The sequence below is a fragment of the Aeromonas sp. S18(2024) genome (assembly GCF_041402525.1).
Taxonomy (GTDB): Bacteria; Pseudomonadota; Gammaproteobacteria; order Enterobacterales; family Aeromonadaceae; genus Aeromonas; species Aeromonas enteropelogenes.
Window position 1 is genome coordinate 46,630 of record NZ_JBGLQV010000008.1, and the last position, 24,503, is coordinate 71,132.

Genomic DNA, 24,503 nt, shown 5'->3' on the forward strand with positions numbered 1-24,503 from the left:
GATCTGCGTGGCTTGGCGACCACAAGATACGAACACTTTCTTTTGCTATTCGTCAGTTAATTTTTTCTGGCGAAAAAGGAGCGTCACTCAACCAAGCATGTGACAGTTATTATGCGGGTCATCGATTACGACAACTTGTGTCGTATTGCTGGTTTGGGCCCGCTCTCTGCTCCTGAGGAAAACGGTCAATCAAGTGAGTGTGATGATAAAAGGGGAATGAGCCCCAAAACCCTTATAATTGGCACATCAATTGCGTCCTCCAATTCTATTTTCCCTCCTGAATTTTGTGGTTTTGCATGTCTCCACGACTCGTCGATGAGCATAAATTCGTTACACCCCCGGATTGACTAAATTCTCTACAGAACCAAAATTGTCGTCCTCGCCACTCCCGATGTGAATCGGGTTCGGAAAGTTACAGGTCTCCTCCCGGAGATGGCTGGGCCGCACATAGGAAAGGTGCCGGTCTTGCTGCCCACCTTTCACCCTCAAATCAGCACACAGGTCAGGAAGCCATCTTGCCCATCGGGCAGGAGCGGACGCGTGTGTATATCCGTGTGGGAGTTCAAGGACGATACGACCCGCGTTTGTTATGGGTGGTATGTTGCGAATGAATCGCATCTTTTGGTTACTGGTGCTGCTGCCGTCGTTGGCATGGGCCGGTGGGGTGGACAACGCCCGCGAAGCCTGGGTCATCAAGGCCAGGGCGGGGGAGCTTGAGGCTGCCATAGCGGGGCTGGATGCCCTTTATCGACAGACAAATGATGGCAAGGTGCTCGACGATCTGATCGCGGTGCGGCTTTGGCATGGCGATCGCAAGGGGGCGCTGGCTGCCTGCACACCTTGCGAGTTCAGTCCCATCTCGAACAAGACGCTGGAAGAGGTGGCTCGCGCCGCCCGGGACGAGAAGCGTTATCCGGAAGCAATCAGCTACTACCGCGTCCTGCAGGGGCGCGTCCCCACCAATCCCAACGGCTGGATCGGGCTGTTTCTCACCGCCAGCGATCAGGGCAACCAGACGTTGGCCCGTCAGGCAGCCAGCGAGTACGAACAGCGTTTCGGCCGTGATCGCACCATCCTCGATGCCCGTCTCTACGCCGCCCGCCAGGCGGAAGATGCCATGGGTGAACTGCTGGTGCATCAGCAGTGGCTTGAACTCGAGCCGGATAATGCCGAGCAGGTGCTGGCGCTCTATCGGGTGGCTGTCGGGCTGGGGGCCGGGCCTGCGGCCGGCGAATTGATGGCCCGTTATCCCTTGCTGTTCAAGCCGGTGGACAGGCTCTGGCTCGATTACTATCAGGCCGTCAATCTGCTGCGGATGTCGTCCAAGATCGAGGATCCCGCCCAGGTTCGTACCTCTCTGACCCAGGTCCTGGCGCTGCAGGACAAGATCCTGGCGCGCGCTCCCCGCGATCATGTGCTCTACCTCAGCACCCGGCGGGATCGGGTGGTGACCCTGGTCGCCCTCGGCGAGTTTGCCCAAGCAGAAAAGGCGTCCGCCACTTTGCAGGCAGAAGGGCCATTGCCGGATTATCTGCTCGAAGCGCGGGCCGATGCCCTGGCCGGGCTGGGGCGGGCGACGGAGGCATCTGCGCTCTATGACCGGCTGGCCACTCCCGAACGGGCCAGAGACAAGGCATTGCTGGAGAAGCGTTTCTACGCCTATTCGGATGCGGAACGTTACGAGGCCGCCCAGGCGATGCTGGCCGGTTGGCAGGAACCGGCGACCCGCTGGGATTTTACCGGCAACCAGCGCATGGCCAACGACGACTACGAGAAGCTGCTGCAACTGCGAACCCTGCTGCAGGCCTGGCGTGGTCAGGCCGGGGAGGCGGAGGCAGAGCTGGAGTCCTGGCTGAAAACCGCACCGGCCAATCCCTGGCTCTGGTTGCAACTGGGAGATATCCGGCGCTGGCGCGGTCATCCTGACGGGGCCGAACAGGCCTACAGGGAGGCGATGCGCTGGTTGCCCACTGGACGCACTGTGCAGGCCGAGCCGGGTCGCCTCAATGCCCGGCTCGATCGGGGGGAGTGGCAGCAGACGCCACAAGCGGTGCGAGCCCTTGGCAACCTGACCCGGGATCGTCAGGAGCTGCAACAACGGCTGGCTCTGGAGCAGGCCCCCATGCTCACGACCGAGCTGACCCACGGCCGCAACGAAGGAGGCTCGGTGCAGGCCAGCCGCGACTGGCGTTATGACAGCCGTCTCTATAGTGGCCGCAGTGATGGTGGTGATCGTCTGTTTGTTCGTCGTCAGGGCAGCTTTGGTGACTATGAGGAGCAAGGGGAGAGAGCCGCCTACACCGGAGTCGGGGCCGAACTCTCCTTCTATCCGCTGCTGCTGCTGACCCTGGAAGGGGGCACGGGCAGCGAGCTCAACCACAAGGGCTACCTGTGGAGCCGTCTCGACTGGCGGCTGGACGATCAGTGGCAACTGGGGGCTGCCGTCAATTTTAACAGTGCCGACACCCCGCTGCGGGCCCTGGCAAGGGGCCACTATGCCGATCAATATCTGCTGGATCTTGGCTGGCGCCAGGACGAAACCCGTGAGGGTGGCCTGCGTCTCGAGCGCATGGACATCGACGATGGCAACCGGCGGCTCACCGCCTCCGGCTGGCTGCGCCAGGATCTCTGGCGCCGGGATCGCTGGTGGTTTGACGGCACCCTGCGGGCCGCCACCTCCCGCAACGAGGAGGTGGACGCGGACTACTTCAACCCCTTGAGTGATCGCAATCTGGAGCTGGAACTGGCGGCGCGCTACCGCTTGCCGCTGGATGGCCGTCGCTCCCTGCTGCAAAGCCTCACCATGAGCGGCAATCACTACTGGCAGGAGAGCTATGGCAGCGATCAGGGCTGGCAGCTCAGCTATCGCCATGACTGGGTGCTCTCACCTGCATTGAGCCTTGGCTATGGTCTGGGCCGTCGTCAGGCCGTCTACGACGGCAACCGCGAGTATGGAAATTTTGTCTTCGCCAATCTGCAATGGAGTTTCATGTGATGAGACGCTGGCTTGCTCCTTTTTTTCTGTTGTTGACCCTGTTGCCCGGTCTCACCCAGGCGGCCCGCAAACCGGATGATTACGTGGTGCTCTGCTATCACGACATCGTCGATCTCAAGCTGACCCCCAACCTCAAGCTCTATCCCCAGACGATCCGGCGCGACACCCTGATCCGCCACTTCAACTGGATCAAGCAGCAGGGCTACCATCCGGTCAGCTTCCAGCAGGTGCTGGACGCCAGGGCGGGCAAGGCGCCGCTGCCGGACAAGGCGATCCTGCTCAGCTTCGACGATGGTTACGAGAGTTTCTACCGGCTGGTTTACCCCCTGCTCAAGCTTTACAACTATCCGGCCGTTTTTGCGCTGGTGGGCAGCTGGCTGGAGGTGGCGGATGACCAGATGGTTTCTTATGGCAACGACAAACTGCCCCGCAGCTATTTCGTCAACTGGCCGCAGATCCGCGAGATGCAGGCCTCCGGGCTGGTGGAGATCGCCTCCCACACCTTCGCTTCCCATTACGGGCTGCTGGCCAACCCGCAAGGCAACGTGCAACCGGCGGTGACCACGGCGGGCTGGAGCCAGGCGGGTTACGAGTCCATGGCCGATTACCGGGCGCGGGTGAAGGCCGACTTCGACGCATCGGCTCGCCAGTTGAAGCAGCAGACGGGGCAGGCGCCGCGCATCATGGTCTGGCCCTATGGCGCCTTCAACGAGACGACGCTGGATCTGGCCCGGGAGGCGGGCATGCCCTACACCTTCACCCTGGCCGAAGGACTCAACAAGGTGAACGACACGGGCAGCACAGTGCGTCGCTATCTGCTGGATGAGGACACCAGTCTCGAGACCCTGGACGAGATCATGGGAGGCAATACCTGGGAGCGGCAGGTGGAGCGGCTGGTACATGTGGATCTCGATTATGTCTATGACCCGGATCCCCGCCAGATGAACAAGAACATCGACATGCTGCTGGACAGGATCAAGGGCTACGGCATCACTACCGTCTATTTACAGGCCTATGCCGATGACAACGGTGATGGGGTGGCGGAGGCGCTCTACTTCCCCAATCGCCATATGCCGGTCAAGGCGGATCTGTTCAACCGGGTGGCCTGGCAGCTCAAGACCCGGGCCGGGGTCAAGGTGTATGCCTGGATGCCAGTGATGGCCTACGACATGGGGCCGAACCATGCCTATGTGACCGACAGCCGCACCGGTAAACCCGCCAAAGGGCAGTATCTGCGCCTCTCACCCTGGGATCCGGCCAGCCGCCGGATCCTGCTGGATATCTACGAGGATCTCGGCTTCTACACCAAGTTCGATGGCCTGCTGTTCCACGATGATGCCTTCCTCAGCGATTACGAAGGCCCCTTCCCCCTGGAGCGTACGCCGTCGGCCTTGCAGGCACAGGGAGAGCGCAAGACCGACCTGCTGATCGATTTCACCATGGAGCTGCGTGATGCCGCCGCCCGTTACCGTCAGGGGGGCGCGGATGGCCTCAAGACAGCCCGCAACATCTACGCGACCCTGGTGACCGAGCCCGAGTCCCAGCAGTGGTTTGCCCAGAGCATGGCCGCGTTTGCCAAGGCTTACGACTACACCGCCGTGATGGCCATGCCCTACATGGAGCAGGCGAAAAATCCCGACGAGTGGCTGGCCAGACTGGCGGAGGATTCACTGGCTCAGGTGCCGGCCGAGCGCCTGGTGTTCGAGCTGCAAAGCCGCAACTGGCGCACCGAACAGCCCATACCCGACGCCGAACTGGCGCGCTGGATGCAGATCATCCAAAGCAAGGGGGTGAACAACTTCGGCTACTACCCGGATGATTTTCACAACAATCAACCGGATCCCGCCGTGCTGAGGCCCGTCTTCTCGGTACAAACACAGCCGCAACCTGAATTGCAGGGAGGGGCACAAGGCGGCTCAATCCGCCAGGGGGCAGCGACCACGGAGGTGACGCGGTGAGTGATCTGCTGACGGGCATCGCCATGTTCACCCTGGCCTATCCGAGCGTGATGGCGCTGGTGTGGATCTGTGGCGGCCTCTACTACTACTTCCAGTGGGAGCGGCGGGATATCGCCCTGGCCAGAAAGGGGCTCGAGTTGCCCCGCTATCCCAAGGTGACCCTGATGGTGCCCTGCTACAACGAAGGGGCCAATGTGGAGGAGACCATAGGTCACCTGCTGCGCCAGCGTTATCCCGACTTCGAGGTGCTGGCCATCAATGACGGCAGCAAGGATGACACCGGCGAACGGCTGGATCGGCTGGCCAGGCAAGATGAGCGCCTCACAGTGCTGCATCAGCCCAACCAGGGCAAGGCCATGGCCCTCAACAACGGATTGGCACTGGCCAAAGGGGAAATACTGATCGGCATCGATGGCGATGCGGTGCTCGACCATGAAGCCGCTCGCTGGATGGTGAAGCATTTTCTCGACAGTCCCAAGGTCGGCGCCGTCACCGGCAACCCCAGGGTGCGCACCCGCTCCACCATCATCGGCAAGATCCAGACCGGGGAGTTCAGCTCCATCATAGGCCTCATCAAGCGGGCCCAGCGCATCTATGGCACCGTCTTCACCGTCTCCGGCGTGGTGGTGGCGTTTCGCAAGTCGGCGGTGGAGGCAGTCGGCGGCTGGAGCACCGACATGGTGACCGAGGACATCGACATCAGCTGGAAGCTGCAGCTCGCGGGCTGGCTCATCCACTACCAGCCCCAGGCGCTGTGCTGGGTGCTGATGCCAGAAACGGTGCGGGGTCTCTACAAGCAGCGGTTGCGCTGGGCCCAGGGCGGGGCCGAGGTGTTTCTGCGTTATGGCCTGCAGGCGCTGCGTTGGCGCAATCGCCGTTTCTGGCTGCTGTTGCTGGAGTATCTCTCCAGCGTCACCTGGTGTTACAGCATGCTGATGCTGGCGGTGAGCTGGCTGCTCAACCCCGAGCTGGAGGGGTTGGCAAGGGGGCACCTGTTCCAGTGGACAGGCGTGATGATGACCGGCATCTGCCTGCTGCAGTTCTCCGTCAGCATCTTCATCGACAGCCACTACGACAAGAGCATGGCCCGCAGCTTCATCTGGTGTGTCTGGTATCCCCTGATCTACTGGCTGCTCAACCTGGTGACTGTGATCGTCGCCGTGCCCAAGGCCATTTTGCGCCGCCGTGGTCAGTTGGCGGTCTGGGAAAGCCCCGACAGAGGAGAGTCGTTCCGTGACAAAGCATAAGCTGGCGCAGGAGATGATCATCCGCAATGGCACCCGGCGTAGCTGGCGTTACCGTATGCGGGATATGTTGATCCTGCTGGTGACCTGGAGTGGCTGGCTGTTTCTGGTGTTGCAGCCCTGGTTCAGCTACCTGGAAACGGGGGCGGAGGGAAACTTCATCGGCTCGCTCGATATGGTGGAGGTAGGGCAGCTGTTTCTGGCGCTGCTGTTCGGCATCTTCTTGCTGATCCACTCCTGGGCCAAATACAACAAGTTGTTGTACCGCCTGATGCGAAAGCGGGCGGCGCAACAGGACAAGTAAGCGAGAGGGGCCATGGGCCCCTCTGCCGTTTCTGGTAGCCGCACAGGGCCATCCATAAAAGTTGCCGGTGCCGGGATCTCCCGTGGATGTGACCAGAGAAAATGCCAGTCCGCCGCCCGGCGCATTCACGTTGATAAACCTGAGGGCCATCAGGGGCTGATGGCGTCTTTGCTGAAGCTGCCGACGCAGATTGTCGCGAGCGAGGCGCTGATGGTGGCTCCCGGCACCCGATTGCAACCCGCTTACTCTCCTGTCCTGGTCAGTGCCGCGAGGGGATCTCCTTCCTTTAAAAAGCTCCTCTTGAACCCTGTTTCTTTGTCATCTCGCTCAGTGTTGTGGCGACACCCCATCTAGAAAGGGTTTCAAAAGACTATTGCCATCCCTTGTGGTTCATGTTTAGTATCCCAGCTCTAAATTTTTTAAGTCATTGTTTTATAGGTTGTTTTTGACATGGATATCAGTATGAACCGAAAGAGATGGGTTGGTGTGCTGGTTGTGTGTGCTCTGATGGCGGGGTTGGCCTGGTGGGTCAGGGGACCGCAATCCAAAGAGACAAACGACACTGTTGCCATCGGTGTGGAGGCAGAAACCGCCATGGAGCCTCTGGTATTGGCCGAACCCGTGGCTTCGGCTGCCTTGCCGGTACCGGAGATCAAACCCATGCCGGTGGCAGAGAAGCCCGGTCGGCTCGGCGCGCAGGGGGGCTATGAACTGGATGAGCCCTGGCAGGCCGCCGAGGTAGATGCCGACTTCCCGTTGGCTGAGCCGGGCGAGGGGGTTGAGCTGCTTCAACCCATCGCCCTGCAGGGTGACGAGCTGGGACGGGCCCAGATCGGTGACAGCGTGACCCTGCCGCTGCCCGATGGCAGCACCCTGAAAGCCAGGGTGACCAAGGTGCAGTTGCAACGGGGCGGTGAGCGCAACTGGCAGGGTGAAGTGCAGATCGACGGTGGCCGCTATCCGGTCAATTTCACCGTCGGCAAGCAGGCCACCTTCGGGTTTATCGGCACGCCGCAAGGCAGTTATTCCGTCGAAACCCTGGGGGGCAAAGGGTGGGTTTACAAGAACCCGCCACTGGATCGGGGTCATGGTGACAATGACGGCCTGATCCCGACACATCAATAACAACAGAAAAAGGAAAATCACATGCAAAGAACCACATTGGGAATCGTGGTCGCAGGCTTGTTGGGTGCTACACCGGCAGTGGCCAATACCATCGATCTGATGGTGCTGCACACCCCCGGGCTGGCCGCCCGCTATCAGGGGGATGCCCAGACCCGGATCCAGCACATGGTGAACGTCACCAACCAGATCTACGCTGCCAGCGGCCTGGATCTGACGGTGCGCGCCGTGCACAGCGTCGAGGTGGACTATCCGGATGGTGGCACCGACAACGCGGCGCTCAATGCCGTGACCAAACAGACCCACAAGGCGTTCAAGGAGGTGCCGACCCTGCGCACCCGCTATGGCGCCGACATGGTGGCGCTGCTGCGTCCCGATACCGGTAATCACGGTAGTTGCGGTCTGGCCTGGGTCGGCGGTTCGGTGACCTATGCCGACGGTCGCAAGGTCTACGCCGACGGGGATCTCTCCAAGGAAGCGGGCAAGATGTTCAGCCATGTCACCGCCACCGGTTGCGGGGATGTGGTGCTGGCTCACGAGCTGGGCCATAACATGGGGCTCAACCACTCCCGTCTGCAGGATGGCACGGGTGGCACCTATCACTATGCGCTGGGCCACGGAGTGAAGGGATCGTTCGCCACCGTGATGGCCTATCCCTCCAGCTTCGGGGTCTTCAGCCACGAGTACAAGTTCTCCAGCCCCGACCTGGTCTGCAAGGGCCAACCCTGCGGCGTGGATCACCTCGATGCGGCCAATGGAGCCGACGCGGTGCGAGCCCTGAAGGTCACTACGCCGCAGATCGCCGCCTTCTATCCCACCATGGTGACGGAGGAGGTGCCGGATCTGGGCGAGCTGGAGCGCACCCTCGAGCAGCGTCGTCAGGAGCTGGAGACGGCACGAACTCACTATAGTGAGCAGCTGGCGGCCCAGACTGCCCTGAAGGAGCGGCAGGAGACGCTGCTGGCCAACTTCGAGCGTTACCAGCGCGAGCAGGCGGATCTCAACCAGCGCAGCAACAAGGCGATCAAGGAGAGCAACCGGCTGGTGCAGCAGTACAACAGCTACAACGGCCGTTACAGCCTCGCCGAGTACCAGAAGATCCGCGTCATCCAGAACGACCTGCTGGCGCAGATCAACCAGCTGCGCAGCGAGAGCAACGAGCTGATCCGCCAGTACAACGGGATCAGCCAGCGCTATAACGACGAGGTGAAGGAGTACAACGGCAGTTGGGATCGTTACAACCAGCTGATTGCGGCGGTGAAGAGTGCCGATGGCAAGGTGGAGGAAGCCCGCCGCGAGGTGGAGCTGGCCGAGCACAGATACCAGTTGGCGCTGCTGCGCCAGCCGGCCGAGGTGTTGCCAGCCTGACAAGGCATGCCCGGGCTTGCCGGCCCGGGCATGGTGATTGACACCGGGAGACCGAACCGCCCCGTGGGCAGTTCGATCTCTGGGGGAAGGGGCCTGCGGGCCCCTTCGTTGTCTGTGCTTGTCACACATTGCCACAAACTTTCCCCCTGCTGGCAAAGTCTTGTGACCTGATGGGTCTGTAATGAAACCATGGACAGGGAGACGAGGCCCTGTGGTATGCAAACCAAGGAGCATGTGATGACGGGCAAACAGATGCTGTGGGGATGGCAACTGCTGGCGGTGGCCATCTGGTGGCTTGGCTATGGGGGGGATGCCGGCAATTTCTGGCCCTGGCGCCATGAGATGTTGCTGCTGACCGGCCTGCTGGGGATGGGATACATGGCGATCTCGCTGGTGCTGGCGCTGCGCCTGCCGCAGCTGGAAGCCTGGTGTGGCGGGCTGGATCGGATGCTGCGACTGCATCGTCACAGCGCCATTGCGGCGGCCCTGACCCTGACCGGCCACTGGTTGCTGGTGGAGGCCCCCAAGTGGGCGGTCTCGGCCGGCTGGTTGACGCGCCCCGCCCGCCGTGGCGCGGGTGGTGGCAACGGTGGGGGGGCCTCCCTCCATGCGCTGGGCAATGACCTGGGAGAGTGGGGTTTTTATCTGCTGATCGCCCTGGTGGTGGTGAGCCTGCTGGCGCTGGTGAGTTACGGGCGTTTTCGCCTGATCCATCGGCTGGCGCCCCTCATCTATCTGGCGGGCTGGATCCACGGGCTCTGTCTGCTGCCCAACATTGGCTGGCTGAGCCCGCTCGGCATCGCCATCTGGCTGCCCGGCGGGGTGGCGGCCCTCGGTGCGTTTTACTCCCTGCTGGGACGGGTGGGGGCCAGCGATCGACATGCCGGCCGCTTGGTTGCCGTGCGGGAGCTGGCGGATCAGATCTGTGAGCTGACCATGGCCCTTGAGACACCACTCGCCCACTATCGCCCCGGCCAGTTCGCCTTCTTCGAATTCGATGTCAAAGAGGGGCCGCACCCCTTCACCCTGGTGCGGGTCTCGCCGGATCGGCGCGAACTGGTGATCGCGGTGCGGGCGCTCGGGGATCATACCCGCGAGCTGGTGGCGGCGGCCCGGGTCGGGGATCCGGTACGGGTGACCGGCCCTTACGGCGCCTTCGTCGCCCCCCTTGGCCGCGGCCGGTCACTCTGGTTGGGAGCCGGGATCGGCATCACCCCCTTCGTCGCCTGGCTGGAGGCGATGGTGGCCCGCGGTGAGCGCGGCGAGGGGATCACCCTGATCCAGTGTGCACCCGACAAGGTAGGAGCCGTCTATCGGGCGCGGATCGCCAAGCTGTGCCAGCGCACCGGGGTGCGTTATCAGCTGCATCTGGACAAGGAGGCGGGACGGCTGGATCTGGCGCGGGTCGCCGAAGGGGCGCCCGGCCAGGTCTGGTTCTGCGGCCCAGAGGGGATGGCAGACGCCCTGACCCGGCTGCTGCCGGACGGGCGTCTGCACCGCGAGCTATTTCGCTTTCGCTGACAACTGCTCGAGGGCGGCCTGTACCGCGGCCTCCAGCTGGGGGTCGCGCCCCGCCAGCATGTCGGCCGGGGTGAGGGGAACCTGGCGATCCGGGAGCAGCTCCTGATTTTCGTAGAAACTGCCGTCGGGTTTGCGCAGCCCCAGGCTCGGGATGCCGTAACCGAGCCCCGGGATCAGGCGGGACTCATGGGCATAGACGGTGGTGCCGGTGCCGGGAACCGGCTCACCTATGATGGGGCCAATCTTGAGGGCGCGGTAATACTCGGGAAAGGCGGAACCTTCCGAGTAGCTGCCGGCATTGGCCAGCACCACCGAGGGTTTGGTCCACTGGCGAGTGGCGGCATCCGTCGCCCCCTTGCCAAGGCGTGGCCAGTTGACCGCCATCCCCTTGGCGCGGCCGTTGCCGGTGAGAAACTCCACCAGGGTATTGGCAAGATAACCCCCCTTGTTGAAACGCACGTCGACGATCAGGGCCTCGCTGCCGCGCAGCCGCCCTAGCGCCTGTGCCACCAGCTCCTCGTAGACGGCGTTGCTCATCTCCGGCAGATAGACGTAGCCGACTCGCCCCTTGCTCAGGGTCGCCACCCGATCGCGCCGCTTGGCGACCCAGGCATCGAGTTGCAGGGCATACTCTTGCTGCAGATCGATGGCGGTCACCTCCACCTCGTCAGGCTCCTTCTGGCCCGCCTGCTGGAAGGTGAGGGCAAGCCGGGTCCCGGCCTGATGGTTGAGCGCCTGATCGAGGGCGGCCAGATCCGGGATGGGGGTGTCGTTGATGGCGAGCAGGCGCGCACCGACCCGGATATCGCTCTCCTGATCCAGCGGGCCGCCGGCCAGCAGACTGGCCAGCATCACCCCCTGTTTACTCTCCTGCCAGTAGCCCCCCAGGCTGGCAGTGTCATCCGCCAGACGCGGGAAGGGGGCCGGGCCATAGCCCCAGGTGTGGGAGACGTTCAGCTCGCCGGCCAGCTCGGCCAGCAGATTGCCGAAGTCGCGGCCATTGCTGATGCCGGGCAGCAGGGCTCGGTAACTGGCGACATAGCCGTCCCAGTCCACCCCGTTCATGTCGTCGCGATAGAACTCCTCCCGGGTGAGCCGGGTGATCTGGTCGAAGGCGGCATTCATGCGGGCCTGCCAGCCGCTGTCAGATGGCAGGGCAAAGGGGGCGCTGATGGCTTCGCCAGATTCGAGCGCTACCTGGGTGACCTCTCCCTCCCGTACCAGGGTGGCGAGGGTGGCCTCCTTGTTGAGGCTGGCCAGGGCGGGACCGGGTTGTTCGGCAAACAGTTGGCGAGTCTCTCCCTTGCGCAGATCCAGGGTGTAGCCCTTGATCTCGCTCTGTTCGCCGGTGCCAGGCTCTTCCACCAGATAGGTCAGCTGATCATTGACCAGACGGCTGGCGAGCAGGGTGCCGGCGGGCAGCAGTTGCAACGCCTCCCGATGGGCCAGGCGATCGGTCTCGAAGCCATAGCCCTCCTTGGGCGGTGCCTGTTCGGCCAGGAAGTCAGCCTTGGCGGCGCGGCTGCTGTAGATGCCGAGCAGGTTGTTGCCAAGAGGCTCGCCATCGGCCCCCAGGGCGCCGTACTTGGTCGATTGCCAGTAAAGGATGCCACCATCCTCGCTCCAGGCGGGGGCACTCTCCTGATAGCCGCTCAGGCTCACATTGACCGGCTTGGCCCTGGCGTTGCCGGTGTCGATGACGGCGATCTCCTGCTGGGCCGAGTCGGGGCGCAGGGTGAGCGCCAGATGGCGAGAGTCGGGAGCGAAGGCGAGATCCACCTCGTGGCGGGCGGGGTTGAAGCTGGCGGGCACCAGTTCGCGCTGCTTGTTGCTCGCCAGATCCAGCAGGTGGATGGCCTGGCCGTCCACCACGAAGGCGAGCTGCTTGCCATCGGGAGAGAGTACGGGCCGGCTGATCCCCTTGCCGGGAATGGCCAGCAGCAGGCTCTCTTGCAGGCTGCCCGGATCGCTGAAGAGGCGTTCCGGATCCGCCTTGCGCAGGCGATAGAGGGCGGCGGGCCCCTGCTGTTCGGAGAGATAGATAAGCGAGCGCTCCTTCTCGGCGTAGAGGGGGCTCGACTGCTCGCCGGGATCCCGGGTCAGCCGGCGTACCCGCTCCCGCTCCGGATCGACGGCAAACAGATTGCCCTCGCTCACCAGGATCAGCTCCTTGCCCTCCTCGCTGACCAGCGCCTCGTCGGCATGGGTCAGGGACTGGCTCTGTTCATCCGGCTCCGTCGCCACCTGAGGCGCGATGGTCAGCTTGCGCGGCTGGGTGCTACCGGCGTCGAGCCGGTAGAGCTCTCCCAGCCAGGACCAGACCAGATCGCCACTGCGGGAGGCGCTGAGCCCCCGCACCGGATGGCCCTGGTAGTGGGTGAGCTGCTGCTCCTTGCCGCTGACGAGATCCCGTTGCCAGACGTTGAAGTCCCCGCTGCGCTCGCTGAGATAGAAAAGGGCGTTCCCGTCGTCGCGCCAGACCGGATCGCTGGCGGCGATCCTGTCTTCGGTCAGCTGCCGGTGTTGCTTGCCGTCAAACAGCCAGAGGCGGGAGACGGCGAAGGATTGCTGGTGCTTGCGAAAGGGCTGATCCATGGTCGGCATCTGGTAGGCCAGTCGCTCCCCGTTGGGGCGGGCCAGGGTGGCCGGCAGCGGCAGATCGGCCTGCAGCTTGCCGCCAGTCACCTGCGTCCAGTAGAGGGCGCTGCCCTGCATCTCTTCGGCCACGAAGTGGTCGGCCTTGGGATCCCAGGGGCGCTGGCTGCTCAACAGCAGGCGCTTGCCATCCGGGCTGAAGGCCTGGGGCAGGTCGGCGCGCGAGTCACGGGTGAGGCGCACCATTTCCCCGCCGCTGGCGGGCACCACAAAGACGTCTTCGTTGCCGTAGAGGTTGGCGGCAAAGGCGATCAGCTTGCCATCCGGCGACCAGATCGGTCGCTGGCTCAGGTAGTCACTGCCGGTCAGCGCAGTGGCAGGCCCCCCGTCGGCGCTGCCGACGAAGATGCGCCCCTGCCAGGTGAAGGCGAGTCGCTTTCCATCGGGGGAGAGGGCGGGCTCGCGTAGCCAGAGTGCCTCGGCGGCGAAGCTGGCGGGCAGCCAGAGCAGCAGGGGAGAGAGCAGCAGGGGGATGAAACGGCACGAAGAGCGCATGGCGGGGTCCTGTCGAAGAGTCGAATCCTTATCTTCGCCGATCACCGGTGTGGGGGCTAGCTGGAATTGCACTCGTATCTTGTTGTTTTAATTATTAATTAATAAAAAACAAACAGGCGACTCAAGGAAAGGCACAGCGGGGACGCAAGATATGTTTATCTGACATATTGAGTATTGATGGCGATCCAATATCATGGCGCTCGCTTGCCAGTTGGCTGGCGAGATTCAGATGATGAGATCAAACGCAAAAGCCCGCACCAGAGGCTTGCCGAGGGATGGAATGAGAGCCGTATTGCTGTGTCTGTTGGGGCTTTGGCCCGCATTGAGTTTTGCCACCCTGTCTGCCGACATGGTGGTGGTGAAGAAATCCACCTATAGCCTGACCCTGATGAAGGATGGCAAGGAGGTGAAACGCTACTGGATTGCCCTGGGGCCGGCTCCCATGGGACACAAGCAGCGGGAAGGGGATCAGCGCACACCGGAAGGGCGCTACACCCTGGACTACAAGAAGACCAACTCCGGCTTCTACAAGGCCATTCATATCAACTACCCGAACCTGCAGGACATCCAGCGTGCCAATGAGCTGGGGGTCAATCCTGGTGGCATGATCATGATCCACGGTCAGCGCAACAACGTGGGCAACGTTAGAGTACAGCCCTCCAACTGGACCAACGGCTGCATCGCCATGCTGAACCACGATCTGGATGAGATCTGGGATGCCATCGAACCCGGTACGCCCATCGTCATCGAGCCCTGATCTGGGTTGAGACAGGTAGAAATACAAAAACGGCAGACCCTGGGTCTGCCGTTTTTTATTGCCATTTTTTATTGAAAAATAGCCTTACTTCAACCGGTTGGCGTTGTTGAGCTGGGTCTTGATCAGCGCTTGCAGCACGGCCATCAGGGCCGCCCCCGTCATGCCGAACATCAGCACGCCATTGGCCGCCTCCAGCGGTCCCAGCATCTTCCACTGTTGCTGCATCACTATGTCGCCATAGCCGAGGGAGGTGAAGTTGACCCCGGAGTGGTAGACGGCCTCATAGATCTGCTCGAACTGGCCAAGGCCGAGAAACAGCAGGCCCCAGATCATGATCTGGATGAAATTCCCCAGCATCAGCAGGACCATCACCACCAGCAGGGGGCCGACGCCACGGCCCAGCCAGCCCGGGGTGGGGTTGTTGTGGACCTGGTTGATATAAAAACGCACCGCCCGAAAGGTCAGGCTGGCTTGCAGGACAAGGCAGATCAGCATGGTAGGCAATCCCACCAGCAGGTTCATCAGCATCATGGGTGGCCCTCATGGTTGGTTGGATCAAACGGGATGGCGGTCCCGGGTATCGGGCCCGCCAGTAGTGACATCATCGTCATGTGTGACGCCCCCCGGGGATCATTGCGATCCCGTTTCTGCGCCCCGCCCGCCAGCGCTCCAGCACCCAGATGGCGCCCCAGGCGTAACAGGAGACCAGGATGAACAGGGCGAGCCGGAACAGGGAGGCCTGCATCACGTCCTTGCCGTTGGCGCTGTCCTGGATCGCCGGCCCCAGCAGGATGATCACCGTCATCAGGGCGTTGCTCCAGAAGGAGGCGGGCAGACGGCTCGGCACTATCCTGAACAACCGGCGACCGAGCCAGAGGCAGATCAGCATGACCCACAGCATCAGCATCCAGAGGCTGGGCAGCAGGGCCAGGCCGAACCAGGCGAGGGCCGCGATCAGGGCGCCCATCAGGGTCGAACCCACCAGCTCCTTGCCGGCGTTGCGCGCCTGGGTGGTGCAGGCCTGCTGGCTCAGCGCCACCGTCTTCATAATGGCGGCCAGATAGTGGGCCGGATCCTGCAGTGCCATCACCAGCACGGGCAGCACTATGATGACGGCGCGTAGCGCCACCCAGCCAGCATTGTCCGGACTGAGGTGTTCGGGTTTGGGGAGGGGGGCCCCCTCATCCGGAAACAGGTTGTGGGAGACCGAGCTGATGAAGGCGCCCAGTATGATGCCGATCGCCAGCGCCTGGATCACCACGAAGGCGAGGGCCTGGCTTGCCGTGCCTGCCACCGGGATCAGGGTGAGGGTGGCCACGAGCAGCAACAGCAGCGGGTTGCCGTTTTTCAGCCCCAGATAGAAGAGGCCGAACAGCAGCAGGGCGATCAGCAGTATGGCGCTGGTGCCATAGTGCTGGAGCAGGGGCACCATCAGCACGCCGGTGCCCATCAGCACCATGAGTGCGCCCCCTATCATCAGCCCCTTCACGGTGGAGAGTGGCGGGCCTGGCTTGCACAGCAGCATGATCACCACCAGGTTGCTGAGGTGGGGCAGGGGCAGCGCCAGGCCATAAGTGATGAGGATGCACAGCCCCATGCCCAGGGTCAGCCTGAGGATTGCCTTGTCGGCCCTGTGCATCAGCCTTTTCCTCGCTGGTTCATGACGGGCACGCTCAATAGAGATAGGAGAGCAGGCTCATCAGCCTGATGAAGAGGGCTCCCAGGCCGTTCATCAGCCAGTTGTCGCCACTGTAGACCAGTACTTCGGCCTGGCCGCCGACCCGGATCCCCTGCAGCCGGGCCAGCTCTTCCTTGTCGAACTCGATGGCCACCGGGAAGCGCTGGGCCTGGCGCAGCCAGTCGCGGTTGTTCTGCACTGTGGGCAGGCTGCCCGCCGCCGTCTGGTTGCCGGCACTGACCCCGTTGCCCAGGCTGCGGATCCGCCCCTTGAACACCTGACCCGGCATCACATCCAGCACGATGGCGACCTCGTCGCCCGGGGCCAGATTGCCCAGGTTGTTCTCCGTCATGTCGGCGCTGATCCAGACGTCGTGGATGGCGATCAGCGTCATGGCGGGAGCCCCTGCCGAGACAAACTGGCCGACGTCGGTACGCAGATCCGTCACCAGCCCGCGGGAGGGGGCGAGCACCCTGGTGTGGGCGAGATCCAGCTCGGCCTTCTCGATGGCGGAGCGGGCACTCATCAGCTGGGAGTTCTTGTCACCGCTGTTGCCGGCGGCCTCTTTGGCCTGGATCAGGCTGGCCTCGGCCGCCTTGACCTGGCTCTGGGCCTGTACCCTTGTGGCGCGGGCCACTTCGAGGCGGCGCACCGAGATGGCGCCCGGATCCTCGGCATAGAGCCGCTCCTGGCGATTGGCATCCTGCTCGGCCTTGAGGCGGTTGGCCTTGGCGGCCTGGAGCGAGGCCTCGGCGGCGGTGACACCGGCCGAGGCGGCGTTGACCGAACGCAGCACGGAGTCGTAATCGGATCTGGCCCGTTGCAGCGCTATCTGGTACTGGCTCGGATCAATCTCGAACAGGGGCTGGCCCTGGGCCACGTCGTCATTGTTCTTCACCAGCACCTGCTGTACCTGGCCGGAGACCTGGGCGGCGATGGGGACCACGAAGGCCTGCACCCTGGCCTGTGAGCTGTAGGGAGTCAGGCGATCGGCGGCAAAATACCAGAGCAGGCTCAGGCCGATGAGGACGAGCAGCAGCTGGGTCGCGACGCGGCTCCCCTTGCCCGCAGGGGCTGGGGGAGCAGACGGAGTGGGTTGGGAAGGCTGGGGATCTTGGCTCATGGTCTTCTCGTCATCACATTAGGGGGCACGGGCGGCGGGCAGGGGATCGATCAGCATGGGGCCCCAGTCGCTGCGTGATTGCATCTCCTGGCGGCTCTGCTCGTCGAGCAGGGGACGAGTGCGTCCTTGTTGCCAACCGCCTCCCATCGCCTTGTAGAGGGAGATCAGGCTGAGCATCACGTTGCCGCGGCTGCTGACCAGTCGCTCCTGCTGACTGAACAGGGCGCGCTGGGAATCGAGCACCCGCTGGAAGTCGGCCATGCCCTCACGGTAGCGGATATTGGCTATCTCGAGGGAGCGGCGGGCGGCCTGCTCTGTCTGCTCCAGCAGCCCTATCTGCTCTTCGTTTTTGGCAAAGCCGATGGCGGCGTCGTCGATCTCGCGGGCCGCAGTCAGCAGGGTGTTCTGGTAGCTCTCCTTGAGCTGCTGGAAGCGCGCATCCTGCACCAGCACGGCATTGCTAAGCAGGCCATGGTCAAACACATTCCATTTGAAGCTTGGTCCTATTCCCCAATCCAGAGTGGTACTGCTGCCGGAGAGTGAGGTGGCCGAGAGGCCGAGGGATCCCAGCAAGGTCAGGGAGGGGTAGAGCTCGGCCTCGCTGACGCCGATCAGGGCCGACTGGGCCGCCATCAGTCGCTCGGCACTGCGCACATCGGGGCGACGGCGGATCAGATCTGCCGGCAGCTCGCTGGCCAGCTGCAGGCTGGCGTGCGGGATTTTGCCAGTGTTGTCGCTCATCTCGGGCAGGGGGCCGGGGGCGCGAGCCAGCAGAGTGCTCAGGGCATTCTGGCTCTGCCGCAGACTGGCCTCCAGCGCCGGGATCCCGGAGAGGGTGCTCAGGTACTGGGTCTTGGCCTGCTGCACGTCCAGCTCGTCGCTGTTGCCGCTGCGAAACTGCTTCTGGGTGATCTCCAGACTGCGCTGTTGCAGGCGGGCGTTCTCCCGGGAGATCTGCAGCCGCGCCTCCAGGGTGCGGATGTTGACGTAGAGAGTAGCGACCTGGGCGGCCATCAGGACCTGGATATCGTCGTACTGGGCCAGGGTCGCAAAGTAGCTGGCATCGGCCGCTTCAATGCTGCGCTGGAATTTGCCCCAGAAATCGATCTCCCAGCCGAGGTTGGCCCCAAGGCTATAGCTCACGAAATCGGTGTTGGGGCCATCCCGCACCTGGCCGACCGGCATGGCGCTGCCGCTGACCTGCTGCAACTGGGGATAGCGACTGGCATCGGCGATGCCGAGCTGGGCCCTGGCCTCCAGGATGCGCAGGCCGGTGGCGCGTACGCTGTGGTTCTTGCTGAGCGCTTCCTGCACCAGAGCGTCGAGCACGGGATCCTGGAACTGGGTCCACCACTGGTCGTTGGTGTCGGCAAACGAGTTTCCCTTGACCTGGCCGAGGGAGCCCCCCTGCCAGGTGTCGGCGGCGCCTCCCCCGGGTTTGACATAGTCCGGCCCCAGCGTGGTACAGGCGCTCAGCAGCAGGCTGCCGAACAGGGCGACCCCGAGGGGCGCCCTGTGATGAAGGTGACGGCTTGGCTTAGAGGGCATCTTGCGGCTCTGCGGCTTGGTTGTCGCCACCCTGGGGGGCGAGGTGGTGCCCGGCCACCCAGGACATGAAGACCTGATAGCCGATAGCGAGCAGGGTGGCACCGACAAACATGCCGAGGATGCCGCTCGATACCATACCGCCCAGGGCGCCCAGCAAAATGATCGGCATGGGGGCGTCGACACCGCGTCCCAGCAGTATGGGCTTGAGCACGTTGTCAGCCAGGCCGGAAGCCACCAGCATCACGGTGTAGATGATGGCCGGCACGGTGGCGTAGTCGCCGCTGCTCCAGATGTAGATGACGGCGGGGATGAAGATCACTGCGGCCGGGATCTGGGCGATGCCGAGGATCAGGGCCACCAGGGCGATAAGGCCGGGTGCCGGGATGCCGGCGATGGCGACCGAGAGACCCAGCAGGATGGCCTGGATAAAGGCGACCCCGATCACCCCCATGGCCACGGCGCGAATGGTAGCGGTGCAGAGGGTGGCGAACTCGTCACCCCGGGCATCGCCCATGACGCGGGTGGAGATGGCCTTGGCACTCTGATGGCCCGGCATGCCGTAAGCCATGATGATGCCGGCGATGGCGAAGGAGAGGATGAACTGCAGTATGCCGGTCCCCATGCTGGCCACCATGCCGAGCGCCGTCTTGGCGATGTTGCCAATCTTGGGCTGCATGCTCTGGATAAAGGCGGGCAGATCGGTCGCCGCCATATGCCAGGCGGCATAGAGCTTGTCACCTATGACAGGCCAGCCCGCCACCGACTCCTTGGGCAGGGGGAGTTGCAGGGTGTTGTTCCTCATGTCGTGGATGAGGCTTGTGATGGTGTCGGCCAGCGAGCTGGTCAATATCGCCGTGGGCACCACGATCAGGGCTATGCCTCCCAGCACCAGCAGGGTCGCCGCCCGGCCCTGGCGATTGCCCAGTCGTGCCGCCAGACGCTGGTGAGCGGGATAGAGGGTCACTGCCAGGATCAGGGCCCACAGCATCAGGGTCAGGAAGGGAGAGAAGATCCCGTAGCAGATGATAACCAGGGCCAGGATCAATCCCGCCTTGATAAGTACATCCAGCAACTTGTTAAACAAGCGGCGTTCCAGTTCCGGGTTGGTATCGTATTGCATAGCGGGCTCTCACGGTGAAAGTGAAGTCGGATTTATCTCATAGGGGGTTATTTTCAGCGGGGCATTTTTAAATTCACTAGCTGTCCCCAAGCTTAACCAGCTAACTATTTATAAAAACAAGGCAATTAAATGACATTGTGTATCAATGCATTACATGGCTGCTTTGGAGTGTCTCACATTTTGATGAATATCAAATATCCTCCTTTTATATACGCTAGTCATTATTTGAATATAGAGCCTGATGATTAATTAGAAAGTTTAATAAGTGGTGTTATTTATATTTTTCAGAATAAAGCTTTGCTCATTTATGGTTGTTAGCTGAGTTATCAGTATCTATTTCTGCGGCGCGTCTTGAAGGGCGTGGAAAATATTTTTTGCATCCTCCATGACAGAAATCATACCGGTTATGGGCAGGGGGCGCCGAGCAAGCACGACGTGCTGGCACTGACAGAGTCATCACTTGCGACAGAAGTTAGCGTTTCTGCGCGGCTATGGTAGCTTGCTGGTTTTGTTCGGTTGTGGAAAACAGATATGGACGTCAATCCTGCAGCGCTGTCTGGCGGTGCTTCTCGCCTGTCCCGAGTGCGCTGGTGGCAGGCGACACTCGATATTTTGCCCCTCTCCATCTCGGTCATCCCCTGGGGGATATTGTGCGGCGCCTTGGCGCTGCAGGTCGGGTTGAGCCCGCTGCAGGCCCAATGCATGTCGCTGCTGGTCTATGCCGGCGCGGCCCAGCTTTCGGCCACCACTTTGTTCGGGGCGGGCACGCCGCTGCTGCCCATCATGGGGTCAACGATTGTCATCACCTCCCAGCATCTGCTGTACGGCTTTACCTTTCGCCGTGACGTGCTGCCGCTCTCCCTGCGCTGGCGCGCGAGTCTCGCCTTCTTTCTGACCGACGAGATGTTCGCGGTGGCGCTCAAGGACAGGGAGCACAACGGGCGCTTCGACCCCGCCTATGCCCTGATCGCGGGTTTCGTCTTCTATCTGTTCTGGAATCTGGCGACCCTGCTCGGCATCGCCGCCGGCCAGTACATCGACGGTCTGGATCAGATGGGACTGGATTTCGCCATCGCGGCCACCTTTATCGCCATGACCATTCCCGCCATGAAGAACCTGCCCATGGTGGCGGCGACCCTGGTGAGCGGATCCATGGCGCTGCTCACCAAGCCGTTGTTGGCGGAGGTCTACATCATCGTCTCGGCCCTCTCCGGCATGGTGGTGGGATACGTGCTGCACCGGATGAGGAGATAAGCATGACCTGGCTGATGATAGGCCTGCTGGCCCTGATCACCTTCTGCAACCGCTTCGCCTTCTTCTCGCGCCTGACCCGCTATCAGCCCGGTGCCGAGATGGGGGCCTTCCTCAGCTTCTCGGCCCAGTCGGTGCTGACCGCCATCTGGCTGCCCATCGTCTTCAGTTACGAGCCGGGGCAGGGGATCTCCTGGGATCCCGACTATCTGGCCGCCACCCTGCTGGTGACGGTTCTGACCCTGCTACGGCTGCCGACCCTGGTGGTGGTCGTGGTCGGCATGGGGGGCTTCTTCCTACTGCGCTGGCTGGGGGGCGTGGCAGTGCTGTTGTCCTGATGGCGAACGGGGCGTGATCCCGCATGGCGGATGTCATTTATTGACATCCGCCATGTTGCCAATGTCACTTCAAAAAAGGCCTTCAAAGGGTAAGGATATGGTGTCATCTGTATAGGAGCGCCCCATGTCTTTCACCCAAGCCTGCCAGCGTATCGTTCGCGATCCCCTGCTGTCACCGGCCCAGAAGAGCCACGCCCTGGCGCTGGCCGCCGAAAATGCCCTGCCCTATCCCGACCTGCCCGAGGCGGTAAGCGAGGCGATGGCGCAGGGGTTTATCTGCGACATGTTCGAAGGGCATGCTCCCTACAAACCGCGCTATGTGTTGCCCGATTATGAACGTTTCCTCCGTCAGGGCTCCGCCTGGCTGGAGCTGGCTCCGCCACAGGACTTTGACGAGGCGCTCGATGCCCTGCGCATCCTTTATCACCATGTCCCTTCCGTCACCGGCATGCCGGTCTGGCTGGGGCGGCTCGATCACCTGCTGCTGCCTTTCGTCGGCGGGCTGGATGACGATGCGCTCTATCGCAAGCTGAAAGCATTCTGGATCTATCTGGATCGGGTGCTGCCGGATGCCTTCATGCACGTCAACATTGGCCCGGATGACAACCGTCTGTGCCGCCTGATCCTGCGCATCGACGGCGAGCTCAAGCAGGTGGCGCCGAATCTGACCCTGTTCCACGATCCTGCCGTGACGCCGGATGCGCTGCTGTTGCAGGGGGTGAAGAATATCGCCAGTTGCAGCAAGCCCCATATCGCCAACTACCCGATCCACAGCGCGACCTTCGACGAGCGCGGCTTTGGCATCGTCAGTTGCTACAACGCCCTGCCGCTGGCCGGTGGCGCCAACACCCTGGTGCGCATTTCCCTCAAGCGGGTGGCCGAACAGGCGCAGGGGATCGACGATTTTCTCGGTTGCCTGCTGCCCCACTACTGTCGCCTTGCCTCCCAGTTGATCACGGCGCGCGCCGCGTTTCTGCACAGTGAGTCCGGCTTCTTCGACAGCTTCCTGATCAAGGAGGAGCTGCTGGAAGAGGAGCGCTTCGTCCCCATGTTTGGCATCTATGGCATGGCGGAGGCGGTCAATATCCTGATGGACAAGGAGAATCTGCCGGATCGCTACGGCCGTGAGGAGGAGGCGAACCAGCTTGGCTATCGCATCTCTGCCCAGCTTGCCCGTTACGTGCAGGAGACGCCTCAGCCCCATGCCTGGCGCGGCCATGCGCTGCTGCACTCCCAGGGCGGTCTCAGCGTGGATGTGGGCGTGACCCCGGGGGTGCGCATTCCCTATGGTCAGGAGCCGGATCCCGCCAGCCATGTGCTGGCCCTGGCGCCCCATCACGGCTTCTACCACTCGGGGATCAGCGAGATCCTCACGCTGGATCCCACCATTCGCCAGAATCCGCAGGCGTTGCTGCAGCTGTGCAAGGGGGCTCTCGCCATCGGTATGCGGGAGTTCACCGCCAACGTGGCGGACAGCGATCTGGTGCGGGTGACCGGCTACATGATCCGCAAAAGCGATGTGGCCCGTTTTGCCGAAGAGGGTTCGCGCCTGCAGACCACCTGTCTCGGTGCCGAGGCGAGCGAGGTGACCGCCATCCGCCAGCGGGCGCCGCGGGTCATCGCCCACGAGGCGCTCGTCAGCGAACTGTGAATGGCGGCGACATGAAGGATTGCGCCAGGCAGTGCAGCGCCCGGGTCAGCCGGGTGTTGCCCTTCTCCTGTGTCGACGGGCCGGGCAACCGCCTGGTGCTGTTTCTGCAAGGGTGCAATTTCAACTGCCCAAGTTGCCACAACCCCCACACCATAGGGCTGTGCGATCACTGTGGTGACTGCGTGCCAGGTTGCCCAAGCGGGGCCCTGACCCTGGATGAGGGCAGGGTGAGCTGGCAGGCGGCGCTTTGTACCGATTGCGATGCCTGTCTGGATATCTGCCCCCGCAGCGCCAGCCCCAAGACCAGCATCATGACGGTGGCCGAGGTGCTGGCCCTGCTGCGCCGCTACGGCCCATTGCTTACCGGCATTACCGTCTCCGGCGGCGAGGCGACGACCCAGTTCCCTTTCGTGATCGCCCTGTTCACCGCCATCAAGCAGGCGCAGGATCTGGCGCACCTGACCTGCCTGCTCGACAGCAATGGATCTCTGGCGGAAACCGGCTGGCGGCGACTGTTGCCCGTGCTCGATGGCGCCATGATCGATCTGAAGGGGTGGCGAGAGTCGGTACATCTCTCCTTGACCGGCTATGGCCGCGAGCGGGTGCTGGCCTCGCTGCAACTGCTGGCGGAGGAGGGCAAGCTGGCCGAACTGCGCCTGCTCCATGTGCCGGGGCGCAGCGATTTTCTCGATGAGCAGGGGGAGCTGGCGCCTGACCTGGTTGCCTTCTTGCGGCGATTGGGATCTGTGCCCATCCGCCTCAACGGTTTTCGTCACCACGGGGTGCGCGGCGAGGCACGAAACTGGCCGCAGGCATCCCGCAGCGAACTGGTCTTGCTGGCCAATCGGCTAACCGGGATCGGTTTGGGGCCAGTCTCGTTGCCAGCCCTGATGAGTGAGTAGTTATCCGGATCTGCCGGGCAGGATAAAGGCTGCAACTGTGATTTCTGTCTATTGGTCGGGGAGCCGGACGGCGGCTAGAATATCGGCCATTCTCCCTCAATGACAGATAATCATGAGTGAAAGCAAGGCGTTATATCGGGTTCAGTTCATTTGCCACAGCGAGCGCTATGAGGTGTATGTGCGCGAGGTCAATCAGGGGCAGCTGTTCGGCTTTATCGACATTGCGGATTTTGTCTGGGACACCCACTCGGCTCTCATCGTCGACCCCAGCCACGAGAAGCTCAAGAGCGAATTTGCCGATGTGCGCCACACCCTGATCCCCATGCACCAGGTGCTGCGCATCGATGAGGTGCAAAAAGAGGGGGCTGCCCGCATCACCGAGCTTGGTAACAACGTCTCTCCCTTCCCCGGTCCCATCTATACCAAGCGTCCCTGATAGCCGGGGTCATGTTTCGCCCAGCCTGAATATGACT

Annotated in this window: 19 protein-coding genes; 13 read left to right on the forward strand and 6 right to left on the reverse strand. The window is 62.6% G+C overall.

Annotation, left to right across the window (positions count from 1 at the left end):
• Positions 1–607 precede the first annotated feature (607 nt).
• The 7 genes from pgaA to ACB034_RS14285 all read left to right on the forward strand — a co-directional run bounded on the left by pgaA (position 608) and on the right by ACB034_RS14285 (position 10,512).
• Positions 608–2,995, forward strand: a complete 2,388-nt coding sequence (gene pgaA, locus ACB034_RS14255; protein ID WP_371173096.1) for a poly-beta-1,6 N-acetyl-D-glucosamine export porin PgaA — start codon at positions 608–610, stop codon at positions 2,993–2,995.
• Positions 2,995–4,953 (forward strand): poly-beta-1,6-N-acetyl-D-glucosamine N-deacetylase PgaB, encoded by a 1,959-nt coding sequence (gene pgaB, locus ACB034_RS14260; RefSeq protein WP_371173097.1) that lies wholly within the window; start codon positions 2,995–2,997, stop codon positions 4,951–4,953. The genes pgaA and pgaB overlap by 1 nt, the downstream gene beginning before the upstream one ends.
• Complete coding sequence (pgaC, locus tag ACB034_RS14265) at positions 4,950–6,200, forward strand: poly-beta-1,6-N-acetyl-D-glucosamine synthase (RefSeq protein ID WP_223379840.1); 1,251 nt, start codon at positions 4,950–4,952, stop codon at positions 6,198–6,200. Before pgaB ends, pgaC begins: the two co-directional genes overlap by 4 nt.
• On the forward strand, positions 6,187–6,501 hold the full coding sequence (locus ACB034_RS14270) for a hypothetical protein (RefSeq protein WP_042070494.1): 315 nt from the start codon (positions 6,187–6,189) through the stop codon (positions 6,499–6,501). The genes pgaC and ACB034_RS14270 overlap by 14 nt, the downstream gene beginning before the upstream one ends.
• Positions 6,502–6,963: 462 nt before the next feature.
• A complete protein-coding gene (locus ACB034_RS14275; protein ID WP_371173098.1) occupies positions 6,964–7,626 on the forward strand; it encodes a hypothetical protein in 663 nt (220 codons plus the stop codon).
• Between the two features lie 21 nt (positions 7,627–7,647).
• Positions 7,648–8,991, forward strand: a complete 1,344-nt coding sequence (locus ACB034_RS14280) for a M12 family metallo-peptidase (protein ID WP_371173099.1) — start codon at positions 7,648–7,650, stop codon at positions 8,989–8,991.
• Between the two features lie 237 nt (positions 8,992–9,228).
• Positions 9,229–10,512: a ferric reductase-like transmembrane domain-containing protein gene (locus ACB034_RS14285; protein WP_371173100.1), complete on the forward strand. Its 1,284-nt coding sequence runs from the start codon at positions 9,229–9,231 to the stop codon at positions 10,510–10,512.
• Here ACB034_RS14285 and ACB034_RS14290 read toward each other — a convergent pair.
• Entirely contained in the window at positions 10,495–13,662 is a 3,168-nt protein-coding gene (locus tag ACB034_RS14290) for a S41 family peptidase (protein WP_371173101.1), read from the reverse strand. The genes ACB034_RS14285 and ACB034_RS14290 overlap by 18 nt on opposite strands.
• A gap of 280 nt (positions 13,663–13,942) precedes the next feature.
• Here ACB034_RS14290 and ACB034_RS14295 point away from each other — a divergent pair, with 280 nt between their 5' ends.
• Positions 13,943–14,419, forward strand: a complete 477-nt coding sequence (locus tag ACB034_RS14295; RefSeq protein ID WP_026457107.1) for a murein L,D-transpeptidase family protein — start codon at positions 13,943–13,945, stop codon at positions 14,417–14,419.
• An 84-nt stretch (positions 14,420–14,503) separates the two neighbouring features.
• Here the strand turns inward: ACB034_RS14295 and ACB034_RS14300 are convergent, their stop codons facing one another.
• The 5 genes from ACB034_RS14300 to ACB034_RS14320 all read right to left on the reverse strand — a co-directional run bounded on the left by ACB034_RS14300 (position 14,504) and on the right by ACB034_RS14320 (position 19,888).
• Complete coding sequence (locus tag ACB034_RS14300; protein WP_201941939.1) at positions 14,504–14,950, reverse strand: two pore domain potassium channel family protein; 447 nt, start codon at positions 14,948–14,950, stop codon at positions 14,504–14,506.
• A gap of 76 nt (positions 14,951–15,026) precedes the next feature.
• Complete coding sequence (locus ACB034_RS14305) at positions 15,027–16,058, reverse strand: DUF2955 domain-containing protein (protein ID WP_371173102.1); 1,032 nt, start codon at positions 16,056–16,058, stop codon at positions 15,027–15,029.
• A gap of 34 nt (positions 16,059–16,092) precedes the next feature.
• Positions 16,093–17,220, reverse strand: coding sequence for an HlyD family secretion protein (locus ACB034_RS14310; RefSeq protein ID WP_371173103.1), 1,128 nt, complete (start codon positions 17,218–17,220; stop codon positions 16,093–16,095).
• Between the two features lie 18 nt (positions 17,221–17,238).
• Complete coding sequence (locus ACB034_RS14315; RefSeq protein WP_371173104.1) at positions 17,239–18,768, reverse strand: efflux transporter outer membrane subunit; 1,530 nt, start codon at positions 18,766–18,768, stop codon at positions 17,239–17,241.
• Positions 18,758–19,888 (reverse strand): AI-2E family transporter, encoded by a 1,131-nt coding sequence (locus tag ACB034_RS14320; RefSeq protein WP_042070480.1) that lies wholly within the window; start codon positions 19,886–19,888, stop codon positions 18,758–18,760. Before ACB034_RS14320 ends, ACB034_RS14315 begins: the two co-directional genes overlap by 11 nt.
• A gap of 531 nt (positions 19,889–20,419) precedes the next feature.
• On the opposite strand from ACB034_RS14320, the gene ACB034_RS14325 reads away from it, so the two are divergent.
• The 5 genes from ACB034_RS14325 (at position 20,420) to ACB034_RS14345 (ending at position 24,466) form a co-directional block, all read left to right on the forward strand.
• The gene (locus ACB034_RS14325; RefSeq protein WP_042070478.1) at positions 20,420–21,142 is read left to right on the forward strand and encodes an AzlC family ABC transporter permease; all 723 of its coding nucleotides are present in this window, start codon (positions 20,420–20,422) and stop codon (positions 21,140–21,142) included.
• Positions 21,143–21,144: 2 nt separating this feature from the next.
• On the forward strand, positions 21,145–21,477 hold the full coding sequence (locus ACB034_RS14330) for an AzlD domain-containing protein (RefSeq protein ID WP_042070476.1): 333 nt from the start codon (positions 21,145–21,147) through the stop codon (positions 21,475–21,477).
• A gap of 124 nt (positions 21,478–21,601) precedes the next feature.
• On the forward strand, positions 21,602–23,128 hold the full coding sequence (locus tag ACB034_RS14335) for a YjjI family glycine radical enzyme (protein WP_371173105.1): 1,527 nt from the start codon (positions 21,602–21,604) through the stop codon (positions 23,126–23,128).
• A gap of 11 nt (positions 23,129–23,139) precedes the next feature.
• Positions 23,140–24,030, forward strand: a complete 891-nt coding sequence (locus ACB034_RS14340) for a YjjW family glycine radical enzyme activase (RefSeq protein ID WP_371173106.1) — start codon at positions 23,140–23,142, stop codon at positions 24,028–24,030.
• Positions 24,031–24,142: 112 nt separating this feature from the next.
• Positions 24,143–24,466 carry a DUF1820 family protein gene (locus tag ACB034_RS14345; protein WP_371173107.1) on the forward strand — a complete coding sequence of 108 codons (324 nt, stop codon included), beginning with the start codon at positions 24,143–24,145 and terminating at the stop codon, positions 24,464–24,466.
• Positions 24,467–24,503 lie beyond the last annotated feature (37 nt).

Excerpts from the sequence above, each read along its gene's own strand:
- ACB034_RS14305 (WP_371173102.1), bottom strand. The coding sequence starts at position 16,058 with ATGCACAGGGCCGACAAGGCAATCCTCAGGCTGACCCTGGGCATGGGG.
- ACB034_RS14285 (WP_371173100.1), top strand. The coding sequence starts at position 9,229 with ATGACGGGCAAACAGATGCTGTGGGGATGGCAACTGCTGGCGGTGGCC.
- pgaB (WP_371173097.1), top strand. The coding sequence starts at position 2,995 with ATGAGACGCTGGCTTGCTCCTTTTTTTCTGTTGTTGACCCTGTTGCCC.
- ACB034_RS14320 (WP_042070480.1), bottom strand. The coding sequence starts at position 19,888 with ATGCAATACGATACCAACCCGGAACTGGAACGCCGCTTGTTTAACAAG.
- ACB034_RS14345 (WP_371173107.1), top strand. The coding sequence starts at position 24,143 with ATGAGTGAAAGCAAGGCGTTATATCGGGTTCAGTTCATTTGCCACAGC.
- ACB034_RS14315 (WP_371173104.1), bottom strand. The coding sequence starts at position 18,768 with ATGCCCTCTAAGCCAAGCCGTCACCTTCATCACAGGGCGCCCCTCGGG.
- ACB034_RS14310 (WP_371173103.1), bottom strand. The coding sequence starts at position 17,220 with ATGAGCCAAGATCCCCAGCCTTCCCAACCCACTCCGTCTGCTCCCCCA.
- ACB034_RS14275 (WP_371173098.1), top strand. The coding sequence starts at position 6,964 with ATGAACCGAAAGAGATGGGTTGGTGTGCTGGTTGTGTGTGCTCTGATG.
- ACB034_RS14325 (WP_042070478.1), top strand. The coding sequence starts at position 20,420 with ATGGACGTCAATCCTGCAGCGCTGTCTGGCGGTGCTTCTCGCCTGTCC.
- ACB034_RS14290 (WP_371173101.1), bottom strand. The coding sequence starts at position 13,662 with ATGCGCTCTTCGTGCCGTTTCATCCCCCTGCTGCTCTCTCCCCTGCTG.
- ACB034_RS14280 (WP_371173099.1), top strand. The coding sequence starts at position 7,648 with ATGCAAAGAACCACATTGGGAATCGTGGTCGCAGGCTTGTTGGGTGCT.
- ACB034_RS14300 (WP_201941939.1), bottom strand. The coding sequence starts at position 14,950 with ATGATGCTGATGAACCTGCTGGTGGGATTGCCTACCATGCTGATCTGC.
- ACB034_RS14330 (WP_042070476.1), top strand. The coding sequence starts at position 21,145 with ATGACCTGGCTGATGATAGGCCTGCTGGCCCTGATCACCTTCTGCAAC.
- ACB034_RS14295 (WP_026457107.1), top strand. The coding sequence starts at position 13,943 with ATGAGAGCCGTATTGCTGTGTCTGTTGGGGCTTTGGCCCGCATTGAGT.
- ACB034_RS14340 (WP_371173106.1), top strand. The coding sequence starts at position 23,140 with ATGAAGGATTGCGCCAGGCAGTGCAGCGCCCGGGTCAGCCGGGTGTTG.
- pgaA (WP_371173096.1), top strand. The coding sequence starts at position 608 with ATGAATCGCATCTTTTGGTTACTGGTGCTGCTGCCGTCGTTGGCATGG.
- ACB034_RS14335 (WP_371173105.1), top strand. The coding sequence starts at position 21,602 with ATGTCTTTCACCCAAGCCTGCCAGCGTATCGTTCGCGATCCCCTGCTG.